The sequence below is a fragment of the Pseudomonas sp. MF08831 genome, from assembly GCF_059862645.1.
Genome location: NZ_JCBCUX010000003.1, coordinates 166,072 through 178,787 on the forward strand (window position 1 = coordinate 166,072; position 12,716 = coordinate 178,787).

The 12,716-nt window shown below is 60.2% G+C and carries 11 protein-coding genes; 2 read left to right on the top strand and 9 right to left on the bottom strand.

What is annotated here, in order from left to right; all coding sequences use genetic code 11:
• Positions 1-22 precede the first annotated feature (22 nt).
• From ssuB to AC19YS_RS07010, 7 genes are all read right to left on the bottom strand, one after another.
• A complete protein-coding gene (gene ssuB / locus AC19YS_RS06980; RefSeq protein WP_106575750.1) occupies positions 23-829 on the bottom strand; it encodes an aliphatic sulfonates ABC transporter ATP-binding protein in 807 nt (268 codons plus the stop codon).
• Positions 826-1,614, bottom strand: a complete 789-nt coding sequence (gene ssuC / locus AC19YS_RS06985) for an aliphatic sulfonate ABC transporter permease SsuC (RefSeq protein WP_106575751.1) — start codon at positions 1,612-1,614, stop codon at positions 826-828. Before ssuC ends, ssuB begins: the two co-directional genes overlap by 4 nt.
• Positions 1,615-1,623: 9 nt before the next feature.
• The gene (ssuD, locus tag AC19YS_RS06990) at positions 1,624-2,772 is read right to left on the bottom strand and encodes an FMNH2-dependent alkanesulfonate monooxygenase (protein WP_106575752.1); all 1,149 of its coding nucleotides are present in this window, start codon (positions 2,770-2,772) and stop codon (positions 1,624-1,626) included.
• A gap of 25 nt (positions 2,773-2,797) precedes the next feature.
• Complete coding sequence (locus AC19YS_RS06995; RefSeq protein WP_500601308.1) at positions 2,798-3,766, bottom strand: sulfonate ABC transporter substrate-binding protein; 969 nt, start codon at positions 3,764-3,766, stop codon at positions 2,798-2,800.
• A 94-nt stretch (positions 3,767-3,860) separates the two neighbouring features.
• Positions 3,861-4,454, bottom strand: a complete 594-nt coding sequence (ssuE, locus tag AC19YS_RS07000; RefSeq protein WP_106575754.1) for an NADPH-dependent FMN reductase — start codon at positions 4,452-4,454, stop codon at positions 3,861-3,863.
• A 314-nt stretch (positions 4,455-4,768) separates the two neighbouring features.
• Entirely contained in the window at positions 4,769-5,407 is a 639-nt protein-coding gene (locus tag AC19YS_RS07005; RefSeq protein ID WP_015886425.1) for a peroxiredoxin, read from the bottom strand.
• A 274-nt stretch (positions 5,408-5,681) separates the two neighbouring features.
• Complete coding sequence (locus AC19YS_RS07010; RefSeq protein ID WP_106575756.1) at positions 5,682-7,040, bottom strand: OprD family porin; 1,359 nt, start codon at positions 7,038-7,040, stop codon at positions 5,682-5,684.
• Between the two features lie 370 nt (positions 7,041-7,410).
• Between AC19YS_RS07010 and tauA the strand changes: the two genes are divergently transcribed.
• Positions 7,411-8,397, top strand: a complete 987-nt coding sequence (gene tauA, locus AC19YS_RS07015) for a taurine ABC transporter substrate-binding protein (protein WP_124418703.1) — start codon at positions 7,411-7,413, stop codon at positions 8,395-8,397.
• Between the two features lie 131 nt (positions 8,398-8,528).
• On the opposite strand, the gene argA is transcribed toward tauA, so the two are convergent.
• Positions 8,529-9,827: an amino-acid N-acetyltransferase gene (gene argA, locus AC19YS_RS07020; protein ID WP_119737335.1), complete on the bottom strand. Its 1,299-nt coding sequence runs from the start codon at positions 9,825-9,827 to the stop codon at positions 8,529-8,531.
• A gap of 133 nt (positions 9,828-9,960) precedes the next feature.
• Positions 9,961-11,109: an acetylornithine deacetylase gene (gene argE / locus AC19YS_RS07025; RefSeq protein WP_106575759.1), complete on the bottom strand. Its 1,149-nt coding sequence runs from the start codon at positions 11,107-11,109 to the stop codon at positions 9,961-9,963.
• 158 nt (positions 11,110-11,267) lie between these two features.
• Here argE and AC19YS_RS07030 point away from each other — a divergent pair, with 158 nt between their 5' ends.
• Positions 11,268-12,635, top strand: coding sequence for a CYTH domain-containing protein (locus AC19YS_RS07030; protein WP_119737333.1), 1,368 nt, complete (start codon positions 11,268-11,270; stop codon positions 12,633-12,635).
• Positions 12,636-12,716 lie beyond the last annotated feature (81 nt).

Here is a 12,716-nt window from a genome sequence, read left to right on the forward strand (position 1 = left end):
TTTCCTTCGTGGGACAAGTAAGTTATTGAGCCCAACGCAATTGCGTAGGCAGCGGTGAAACAGGTTCGGGTTCAGGCGGCGTGCCGGGCAACGACAGCACACGGTTAAGCACTTCGGCTTCCAGCGCCGCCAGGCGATGTGAGCCCCGGGCGCGTGGGCGCGGCAGGTCGACAATCAGGTCCAGACCGATCTCGCCGTCCTCGATGAGGATCACCCGGTCGGCAATCGCCACGGCTTCACTGACGTCGTGGGTCACCAGCAACACGGTAAAGCCGTGCTTCTGCCAGAGGTTTTCGATCAGCTGCTGCATTTCGATACGGGTCAGGGCATCCAGCGCGCCCAGCGGCTCATCCAGCAGCAGCAGGCGCGGCTGATGAATCAGCGCGCGGGCCAGGGCCACGCGCTGCTTCTGGCCACCGGACAAGGCCGCGGGCCACTCGTTGGCACGCTCGGCCAGGCCAACCGCTTCCAGCGCTTCAAGCGCCTTGGGACGCCAGTTGCCCTTCAGACCCAGACCCACGTTGTCGATGATCTTTTTCCACGGCAGCAGGCGCGCTTCCTGAAACATCAACCGCGTGTCTTCAATCGCATCGCCAAGCGGCGCAGAGCCCGCCAGCAACTCGCCGCCGCTGGCTTTGTCCAGGCCAGCCAACAAACGCAGCAAGGTACTTTTGCCGCAGCCGCTGCGCCCCACCACCGCCACGAACTGGCCGGCGGGAATGTGCAGATCAATTTCTTTAAGTACTTCCCGCGCACCAAAGGCCTTGCGCAATTTGCGCACCGCCAGCGGGATACCCTTGAGCAGGCGCGGAGGTTGTTGAGCCGTCATGCCGCACCGCCTTTATTCACTTGATACGCCGGGTGCCAGCGCAGCCACACACGCTCCAGACCGCGCGCGGCCAGGTCGGCCAGCTTGCCGAGGATGGCGTACATGACGATGGCCAATACCACCACGTCGGTTTGCAGAAATTCACGCGCATTCATCGCCAGATAACCGATGCCGGAGCTGGCCGAGATGGTTTCCGCCACGATCAGCGTCAGCCACATAAAGCCCAGGGCAAAGCGCACGCCGACCAGGATCGACGGCAGCGCACCCGGCAGAATCACCTGGCGGAACAGGCTGAAGCCGGACAAGCCATAGCTGCGCGACATTTCTACCAGCGCCGGGTCGACGTTGCGGATGCCGTGATAGGTGTTCAGGTAAATCGGGAACAGTGTGCCGAGGGCGACCAGGAAAATCTTCGCGGTCTCGTCAATGCCGAACCACAGGATCACCAGCGGAATCAGCGCCAGGTGCGGCACGTTGCGGATCATCTGCACCGAACTGTCCAACAGGCGTTCGCCCCATTTCGACAGGCCGGTGATAAAGCCCAGGGCCAAACCGATGCTGCCACCGATCACAAAACCCAGGCCGGCACGCCAGCCGCTGATAGCCAGGTGCGTCCAGATTTCGCCCGTGCGAACCAGGTTGACCCCAGCCTCGATCACCGCACTCGGCGCCGGCAGAATGCGGGTCGACAACCAGCCCGCCGACACCGACAGCTGCCACACCGCCAGCAACAGGATTGGCAGCACCCAAGGCGCGACACGATGGCTTAATTTTTCATAGTTCATGACTACGCCTCAGCTCTGCGACGCCGCTTTGGGAAGGATGTCGTTGGCAACCATCTCGCCGAACGGGCTGACGTAACCGGCGCTTTTGGGCAGCTCGGGACGTTCGATATCCAAGTGCGGGAACAGCAGTTCGGCCACCCGATACGATTCTTCCAGGTGTGGATAACCCGAGAAGATGAACGTGTCGATGCCCAACGCAGCGTATTCATTGACGCGTGCCGCGACGGTCGGGCCATCGCCCACCAGCGCGGTGCCTGCGCCGCCACGTACCAGGCCAACGCCGGCCCACAGGTTGGGGCTGACCTCGAGGTTGTCGCGGTTGCCGCCGTGCAAGGCGGCCATGCGTTGCTGGCCGACGGAATCGAAGCGCGCCAGGGACGCCTGGGCACGCGCGATGGTGTCGTCATCCAAGTGGGAGATCAGCTTGTCGGCGGCCTTCCACGCTTCATCGTTAGTTTCACGCACGATCACATGCAGGCGAATACCAAAGCGCACGGTACGCCCGAGCTTCGCGGCCTTGGCGCGCACCTGTTCGATTTTTTCCGCGACGGCGGCCGGCGGTTCGCCCCAGGTCAGGACCATTTCCACCTGTTCGGCTGCCAGGTCCTGCGCCGCTTCGGAAGAACCGCCGAAGTACAGCGGCGGACGCGGTTGCTGGATCGGCGGGTAGAGCAATTTGGCGCCTTTGACGCTGATGTGCTCGCCGTCGTAGTCCACGGTTTCGCCTTCGAGCACACGGCGCCAGATGCGCGTGAATTCGACCGAGGCCTGGTAGCGCTCTTCGTGGCTGAGGAACAAGCCGTCGCCGGCCAGTTCTTCCGGATCACCACCGGTGACCAGGTTGAACAGCGCACGGCCGCCGGACAGGCGATCCAGAGTCGCGGCCTGACGTGCGGCCACCGTCGGGGAAATGATCCCGGGGCGCAGAGCCACAAGGAATTTCAAACGCTGGGTCACCGGGATCAGCGAGGCGGCCACCAGCCACGAGTCTTCGCAGGAGCGGCCGGTGGGAATCAGCACACCACCAAACCCCAGGCGGTCAGCGGCCTGGGCCACTTGCTGCAGATAACCGTGATCGACGGCGCGAGCGCCTTCGGCGGTGCCAAGGTAATGGCCGTCGCCGTGGGTAGGCAGGAACCAGAAAATATTGAGGCTCATGGAGTTGTCTCCTGAAGAAATCGGATTACGGCGCTGTGGCAACGGCGGCGGGTGGCGTCCAGATAACGTCCTTGATGTTCAAGGGTTTGGGGATCAGTTTGAGCTGGTAGAAGCTGTCGGCGATTTTCTGCTGGGCGGCAACCACGTCCGGGGTCAGAAACAGCGCGCCGTAGCCTTGGCGCTTCACCGAGGTCAGGGTGATGTCAGCCGGCAGGCCAAGCAGCGGTGCGACTTGTTCGGTGACTTCCTGCGGGTTGGCCTTGGACCATTCGCCCACTGCGCGCACTTCCTCCACCAGCGCCTTGATCACTTCAGGGTGCTGCGTGGCATAGGGCTTGGTCGCCAGGTAGAACTGGTGGTTGTCGGCAATGCCGGTGCCGTCACGCAGGGTGCGTGCCTGCAGTTGTTTCTCGGCAGCAGCCTGGTACGGGTCCCAGATCACCCAGGCGTCGACACTGCCACGCTCGAACGCGGCACGGGCATCGGCGGGCGGCAGGAACACGGTCTGCACGTCGGTGTATTTCAGGCCGGCATCTTCCAGCGCACGCACCAGCAGGTAGTGCACGTTGGAGCCTTTATTGAGCACGATTTTCTTGCCCTTGAGCTCGGCCACGGATTTGATCGGCGAGTCTTTCGGCACCAGGATCGCCTCACTGGTCGGCGCTGGCGGCTCGTAAGCCACGTAGAGCAGATCGGCACCGGCCGCCTGGGCGAAGACCGGCGGGGTTTCGCCGATGACGCCGAAGTCGATGGAGCCGACGTTCAGGCCTTCGAGCAGTTGCGGACCACCGGGGAACTCAGTCCATTGCACCTGCACGCCTTGGGCGGCCAGGCGTTTTTCCAGGGTGCCCTTGGCTTTGAGCAGCACCAGCGTGCCGTACTTCTGATAGCCGATTCGCAGGGTTTCGGCGGCTTGGGCTTGAACCATGGCGCCGAAGGACACAGCCGCAACGAACAGTGCGACCAGACCACGACGCAAGATGACAGTGCGCATGGCGCTCTCTCCAAAAATGCGATGAGGGGGTTGGCTGCACCTGCTTGGCCGTTGGCGGCTGAGTAAGGTGAGTACTACAACAATCGGGTCAGGCTTAAATGCTCCAGCGAGCACTCAACAAACGTTCATTCAACACATTGGGGTCCAGCGGTTTGGGGCGACGGGCCATGGCGCTATAGAAGGTCTCCAGGGCCTCGTGCAAACGCTGTTCAAGCACGGGCACCAGCTGCGCCTGGGCGCTGCCTTCGGCATAAGCGATCTGGCTGTCCTCGGCAAAAATGCCGTGGAGCAATTCCTGGGCCTTGAGGGCCGACAGCACGGGCTTCAGCGCGTAGTCCACCGCCAGCATGTGCGCGATGCTGCCGCCCGTGGCCATGGGCAATACGATCTTGTGGGCCAGGGCGCGTTCGGGCAGCAGATCCAGCACGGTTTTCAACGCGCCGGAGAACGAGGCTTTGTACACCGGGGTGGCAATGACCAGGCCGTCGGCGTTGGCGACCTGTTGCAGCAGGTCGATGACCTTGGGGCTGTCGAAGCGTGCATGCAGCAAGTCTTCGGCCGGGAAGTCCCGTATCTGATAACTCACCACTTCCACGCCTTTGTCTTGCAGCCACTGACGGGTTTTTTCCAGCAAGACCCCGGAGCGGGAACGCTGGCTGGGACTGCCTCCAAGTGTTACGACCAGCATGCAGGTATTCCTTGAGCAAGTGTCGGCGGTTCGCTGTGTGGCGATGGCGCCAAGATGGGACAGACCCTATCAGCATATTTATATATCTTTAAATCTTATTTTTTCATTTGTTTATTCTATAAATGCATATGGACTTTATATATCCTGGGGCGAAAAAAAAGGCCGTCGAAACGGCCTGAAAACCCCTGCTATGTGAGACTGCAAATGCGTTGAAATGTGGGAGCGGGCTTGCTCGCGAAGGCGGTGTGTCATTCAAATGCATCAACTGAGAGTCAGCATTCGCGAGCAAGCCCGCTCCCACATTGGGTTGCGTGTTAACGGTTGGGCTGTGGGGTGAGGCGCAGGTACGGCTTCACTGCGCGATAGCCCTTGGGAAAGCGTTTCTTGATCTCTTCCTCATCCTTGAGCGACGGCACAATCACCACCTCATCGCCGTCCTGCCAGTTGGCGGGCGTGGCCACCTTGTGGTTGTCAGTCAGCTGCAGCGAGTCGATGACCCGCAGGATTTCGTGAAAATTGCGGCCGGTGCTGGCCGGGTAGGTAATTGTCAGGCGGATTTTCTTGTTCGGGTCGATCACGAACAAGGAGCGCACGGTGAGGGTGTCACTGGCGTTCGGGTGGATCAGGTCATACAGGTCCGACACTTTACGATCGGCATCGGCCAGGATCGGGAAGTTGACGACCGTGTTCTGGGTTTCATTGATGTCTTCGATCCACTTGTGGTGCGAGTCCACCGGGTCGACCGACAGGGCAATGGCCTTGACGCCGCGCTGGGCGAATTCGTCCTTGAGCTTGGCGGTAAAGCCAAGCTCGGTGGTGCACACCGGGGTGAAGTCCGCCGGATGGGAAAACAGCACGCCCCAGCTATCGCCCAACCATTCGTGGAAACGAATCTTGCCGGCGCTGGAATCCTGTTCGAAGTCGGGGGCGATGTCGCCCAGTCTTAGGCTCATGGTGTGGCTCCTGGTGAGTGCTTATGGAGCCCACTGTGCATGGGTTGAAGATTATTTAAAAAGAATAAATATCGATTTATTTAGACGATAAACGAATATTAAAAATCAATTCATTGGACGCGACAAAGGCCGAGGATCAACATCCATCACAAGGTTCGAGAAGGCCTTGAGACGCTGTACAAAGAGGGGATTCAGGAAGGGCTTGCGGGGGTTGAGCCCGACTTGAACAGTAAGTCACCCTGCCCGGCGTTGCGCCGGGCAAGGTTTTACGCTCTTACTTGAACGCGTAGCTATAGCTAACGATTACACGGTTTTCGTCCTGGGCACGGGTGTTGACCAGGTCGGTACGCCACATAGCGTTTTTCCAGGCCACGCCGAGGTTTTTCAGCGGACCTTCTGGAACAACGTAAGCCAGAGTCAGGTCGCGTTCCCACTCGGTTTTATCGCCGGCGGTGGTCTGGATGTTGCTGCCTTTGAGGTACACAACACCAGCAGTCAGGCCTGGCAGGCCAACCTTGGCGAAGTCATACGCGTAGCGAGCTTGCCAGGTGCGTTCGCCAGCACGGGCAAACTTCTGGATTTGCATGTCGGTGGTGGTGCTGTTCGAAGAACCATCACCCTGGTTCAGCCAAGGGAAGTCGCTGTCGCCCTTGGTGTACTGGTAGCCACCGCCGAAGGTGTGACCGGCAACCGAGTACAACGCCAGGTAGCTGTACAGATCGTTATCGACCTTGCCTTTAACCTTGGTGGCGTTGGTCGGGTGATCCGAGTAGTAACCCGAGGTGTAGTAGCCCGCTTCGTTGCCGTTGGCGCCGTTGTCGCGGCTGCGGTAGTAACGCAGGTCACTTTTCAGCACGCCAGGACCGATAGCCCAGTTGTGGACCAAGCCCAGGAAGTTCTGCGCGTAGAAGTCTTTCAGCTCGCCGTAGTAGTACGAAGCGGTCAGATCCTTGGTGATTTTGTAGTCAGCACCGGCGTAGTAGAACTTGTTGACGAAGTTGCCAGCGTCATAGTTCGAGCTACCGTTGGCACCCGCCAGCGACAGGCCTTCGTTGTTGCTGGAGTTACGGCCCTTGGAGTGCTCGATCTGACCAGCAGTCAGGGTCAGGTCTTTGATCTCATTCGAGGAGATCTCGCCACCTTGGAATGTTTGCGGCAGCAAACGACCGTCGTTGGTCTTGATGACCGGGTTGTTTGGCTGCAGGGTGCCGATTTTCAGCACGGTCTGGGAAACCTTGACCTTACCGGTCACACCCAGGCTGGCGAAATCGTTGACAGCTTTGTTGCCATCGCTTGGGAACACGGTGCCGCCAGACGCGGTGCCCGTGTAGTTACCGTGGTCGGCACGGCTGGAATCCAGACGCACGCCGTACAGGCCGATCGCATCAAGGCCGAAACCAACGGTCCCTTCGGTGAAGCCGGAGATGAAACGCAGGTCAAAACCTTGGCCCCATTCAGCGTTCTTGCTGCGGGTGTTCGAGGTCGCCGAAGGCTTCAAATCACGGTTGTCGGTGTTGATGTAAAAGTTACGCAGACCCAGTGTTACTTTGCTGTCGTCGATGAAACCGGCGGCGTTTACCTGTTGGGCAATCGCAGCGACAGCCACGGCCAACGCCAATGTTGACTTCTTCATGTACCGCTCCTCTCATTTCTAATTTTTGTATTTCTTTGGTCTCGGGTCTGACGCCCTCGATCCACAGATGCGCGATTAGCGCCAGATAGTGACCGACAAGTCAATCGTAACCTTGTGTGTCTACTACCTTCGTCTAGCCGCAGTTAATTTGGTCCCTGCAGGGTAATGAGTTTTTCATACACCCAAAAAGAATTGTTTCATTCTTTTTCATACCATCCAGGAATAAGCCCTTTCATGACGCGAGCCGATCAGCATAGATCAACCGCTCCATAAGCTAATTCCTAAAGGGTATTTACTAGCCTTTTTTTAGATCGATTAGTGTGGACGTTCAGTTGCATACGTCACCCACGATCAAAAAGGCGACGCCATCATGGCCAAACGCACATCCTCCCGTCAATTTGTTACAGTTTTTGTGTCACTAATACTTTCTTTTGGTGTCAAAGCGGCCGATTTAACCATCGGCTACCAGACCGGCATCGACCCCAGCAAAGTCCCACAGGCCGACGGCCTCTATGAAAAAGCCCTCGGCGAGAAGATTGCCTGGCGCCGTTTCAACAGTGGGCCCGACGTCGTAACCGCGATTGCATCGGGCGATGTGCAAATCGGCAACCTCGGTTCCAGCCCCCTCGCAGCGGCGGCTTCACGCAATCTACCCATCGTGGCCTTTATCGTATCGGCGCAGATCAATGCTTCTGAAGCCCTGGTGGTGCGCAATGGCAGTGGTATCGACAAACCGCAGGACCTGATCGGTAAAACCATCGCTACGCCCTTCGTCTCAACCTCTCATTACAGCCTGCTCGGCGCGCTGAAGCATTGGGGGCTGGACACCAAACAAGTCAAAGTAGTGAACCTGCAGCCCGCCGAAATTGCGGCCGCGTGGAAACGGGGCGATATCGACGGTGCGTTCGTGTGGTCACCGGCGCTGGGGGAAATCCGCAAGACCGGGAAAACCCTGACAGACGCCGCCCAGGTGGGTCAGTGGGGTGCACCGACGTTTGAGGTGTGGGTGGCACGCAAGGATTTCGCGGAAAAACATCCTGACACAGTGGCCAAGTTTGCCAAGGTCACGCTGGATGCATTCGCCGACTACGCCGCCCATAAAGACAGCTGGACGGTGGATTCAGAGCCGGTGCAGAAAATCGCCAAACTGACAGGTTCGAATGCCGCCGATATCCCTGAGCTGTTGGCCGGCAGCACTTTCCCGGATGCGCAGGCGCAGCAAACCGATGCCCTGCTTAAAGGGGGCACGGCGAAGGCGATTGGGGAAACGGCAAAGTTTTTGAAGGAACAGGGGAAGGTTGAAGCGGTGTTGCCGGACTACTCGGCTTTCGTGACCGACAAATTCATCAAAGACTGAACGCGATCAAATGCGGGAGCGGGCTTGCTCGCGAAAGCGCTGGATCAGTCAACACATTCAGTGACTGACACTCCGCCTCCGCGAGCAAGCCCGCTCCCACACTTAGACCTGCTTGAGTTCCAAAATCGGGCTTACAGGGCCTTCTCGAAAATCTTCGAGTTACGCTGATAGTTGTACAGCGACGCCCGCGCTGACGGCAGGCGGTCAACGCTGCTCGGCACAAACCCGCGCTCGCGAAACCAGTGTGCGGTTCGCGTGGTAAGCACAAACAGCGTCTTCAAACCCTGCGCCCGCGCACGGGTCTCGATGCGCTCCAGCAACACGTCACCGCGTGCGCCGTGACGATACTCCGGGTTGACCGCCAGACACGCCAGCTCCCCTGCATCCGAATCCGCGATCTGATACAGCGCCGCACAGGCGATGATCATGCCTTCGCGCTCAACCACGCTGAACTGCTCGATCTCACGCTCCAGCACTTCCCGCGAACGCCGCACCAGAATGCCCTGCTCTTCCAGCGGGCTGATCAGGTCGAGCAGACCGCCCACATCCTCAATCGCCGCCTCGCGCACTTGTTCGAATTGCTCCTGGGCCACCAGCGTACCGCCGCCGTCCCGGGTGAACAGCTCGGTGAGCAACGCGCCATCTTCGGCGTAGCTGACGATATGGCTGCGCCCTACTCCGCCACGGCACGCTTCGGCGGCAGCGTCCAACAGTTCAGCTTGATAGTTGCTGCCCAGGCGCTGCAGGTGCGCAGGCACTTGCTGCGGACGCAGCTCGCGGACCAGGCGACCATGTTCGTCGATCAGGCCCAGATCGGCGCCAAACAGCAGCAGCTTGTCGGCCCCCAGGTCGATGGCGGCGCGGGTGGCGACGTCTTCGCAGGCCAGGTTGAAGATTTCCCCGGTCGGCGAGTAACCCAACGGCGACAGCAACACGATGGAGCGCTCGTCCAGCAGGCGGTTGATGCCCTTGCGGTCGACCCGGCGCACTTCGCCGGTGTGGTGGTAATCCACGCCTTCAAGCACTCCGATCGGCCGCGCCGTCACCAGGTTGCCGCTGGCGACGCGCAGGCGCGAGCCCTGCATCGGCGAGGAGGCCATGTCCATCGACAGGCGTGCTTCGATAGCAATACGCAGGTGGCCGACCGCGTCGATTACGCACTCCAGCGTCGCGGCATCCGTGATGCGCAAGCCTTCGTGATAAGCCGGGGTGAGGCCGCGCGCTTCAAGGCGCGCTTCGATTTGTGGGCGCGACCCATGAACCAATACCAGCCGCACACCCAGGCTATGGAGCAGCACCAGGTCGTGGACGATATTGCCGAAGTTGGGGTGTTCCACACCATCGCCGGGCAGCATGACCACAAAGGTGCAGTCGCGGTGGGCGTTGATGTAGGGCGAAGCGTGACGAAGCCAATTGACGTATTCGGGCATAAAACCTGGGCCTGTAATAAAAAGCAGCCAAAAAAGGATGAAACATAAAAGCGCACAGCGGGCTGATGGTTATCGTCGGAACAGGCTTGGCGACACGCTCGCTCTCCTTATGTACGAATGGGCGGGGGTTAATTTATGCAGGTTTCAGGCAGTAATGGTCGATCAGTTCCCGCAATAGACGCACTGTAGGCGTCAAGCGTGACATTTCGAGGTACTCGCCCGGCTGGTGGGCGCAGGCGATATCGCCAGGGCCGAGCACCAGGGTTTCGCACCCAAGGCGCTGAAGATAAGGCGCTTCGGTGCCGAACGCTACTGCTTCGGCACGATGACCGGTCAATCGTTCCGCCACCCGCACCAGCTCGGCGTCTTCGGCCTGCTCGAACGGCGGCACTTCGGGGAACAACGGCGCATAGTCGATCTTGACCTTATGGCGCTCGGCCAGGGGTTCGAGCTTTTGCCGGATAGCGTCGCGCAGCACCTTGGGGTCCATGCCCGGCAGGGGCCGCAGGTCGAACTCCAGGGAACATTGGCCGCAGATACGGTTGGGGTTGTCACCGCCGTGGATGCAACCAAAATTCATCGTCGGCTGCGGCACGCTGAATTGCGGGTTGCGGTACTCGCGCTGCCAGGCCAGGCGCAGGCCGCGCAGCTCGCCGATGGCATCGTGCATGGCTTCCAGAGCACTGTGGCCCAGGCTTGGGTCTGACGAATGGCCGCTTTGGCCAAGGATGTCGATGCGCTCCATCATCACGCCCTTGTGCAGGCGGATCGGCTTGAGGCCCGTCGGTTCGCCAATCACCGCCGCGCGGCCCAGGGGACGCCCGGCCTCGGCCAGTGCGCGGGCGCCGGACATCGAGCTTTCTTCATCGCAGGTCGCGAGGATCAGCAGCGGTTGTTTGAACGGCTGGTCCAGCAACGGCAGCACAGCTTCAATGGCCAGCGCAAAAAAGCCCTTCATGTCACAACTGCCCAGTCCTACCCAGCGGCCGTCAACTTCCGTCAACTTGAGCGGATCGGTCTTCCACAGCGCGGCGTCGTAGGGAACGGTATCGCTATGGCCAGCCAACACCAGGCCGCCGGGGCCACTGCCGAAACTGGCGAGCAGGTTGAATTTGCCCGGGCTGACTTGCTGGATGTCGATGGCAAAACCCAGGTCGCCCAGCCACCCGGCGAGCAGGTCGATCACCGGGCGGTTGGTCTGGTCGAGAGACGCTTGGGTGCAACTGACCGACGGCGCGGCAATCAATGCGGCGAATTGCTCTTTCATGGACGGTAACGGCATGCGCGGCCTCTCAACTTCCCGGATGAGCCCCACTATAGAACCATCTGCACGCCACAATAAACCGTTGCGGCGCGTTGCCGGGCTCAGTCCTGTACACTGCACGACCTTGGCAGCCACTCTTTTCCCCGGCTGCGCTCCCGATCCTGGATTTTCCGGCCATGCAGAAAGAAACCGAAATCAAGCTCCGCGTCAGCCGCGAAACACTCGCCGCGCTGCGTGAGCACCCGCTACTGAAAAAACGCAACAAAAGTGGCTGGGAACGCCGTGAGTTGATGAACCAGTATTTCGACACCCCCGAGCGCGACCTGGCCCAGGCCAAAGTCGCCCTGCGTTTGCGCAAGGACGGTGACGAAATCATCCAGACCCTCAAGACCCGTGGCCAAAGCGTCGCCGGCTTGTCGGAACGCAATGAGTACAACTGGGACCTGCCCAAAGCCAAGCTCGACGTGAAGAAGCTCGACGGCGAATGCTGGCCCGAGCAACTGGCCGAGTTGGACAAAAAGACCCTCAAGCCGATTTTCACCACCGATTTTGTGCGCGAACGTGCCGAAATCGCCTGGGGCCGTGGCAAGGCCAAGGTCGTGATCGAAGCCGCCCTGGACCTGGGCCACGTGGTGGTCGGCAAGCAGAAAGAAGAAATCTGCGAGCTGGAACTGGAACTGCGCGAAGGTGAACCGGCCGCCCTGCTGGAACTGGCTGCCGAACTGGCCGCCACCCTGGCGCTGATGCCGTGTGATATCAGCAAGGCCGAGCGCGGCTACCGTCTATACGACGCCAGCAGCTACTCGCTGAGCCTGCCTGCGCCGCAGATCCACGCCGAAATGCCGCTGGACGACGCCTTCGCCGCGATCATGTGGCACCTGTTGGGCAGCAGCCAGCGCCTGGCCGAGCAATATCGTTTCAATGGTCACTGGCGCTTGCTGCAGGACTGGGTCGAAAACCTCGGTGAACTGCGCGCGCTGATCGGCAGCCTCGGCCAGGCCGCTCCGCGTCAATCCACCAGCGAGCTGCGCAGCGCACTCGATGCATTGCTGGAAGACTGGCGCCCACTGGTGCAGGCCGGTGACGACGATGAAGACATCCGCAAAGCCGCACCTGAACAGTTTGTTGAAGAGCTGCAAGACGTGCGCTGGGGCTTGTTCTCGCTGAACACCTCGCGCTGGCTGCTGGCCCGCACCTGGACCGCCGACCGCAACGTACGTGGCAACCGCCAGGGCGCTGCGCAAATCACCAACTGGCTGCCGCGCCTGCTGGCTGACGACGCCGTTGCCCTGCAACTGTCGCGCTACCAGCAACAACCGGAAGACCTGGCCGAGCAGCTGCCGCGCATTGAACGCATCCAGGCCTGGCTGCACCACGCGCGTCAGGTGGTAGACATTCCGGAGCTGGACCGTTTGTACGGTGAGCTGAACAAGCTGGCGGTACTGGCTAATCAGCCGATTACCGACGAGTCGCTGGATGCGCGTATGCATCAGGCGATTGCGGTGTATCAGAACCGTGCGTGGAAGACTTTGCTGCGCCTGTAATACCAGGCAGCTGGGTCAAATGTGGGCGCGGGCTTGCTCGCGAAAGCGCTGGATCAGTCGACTTCTTTAGTAGCTGACACA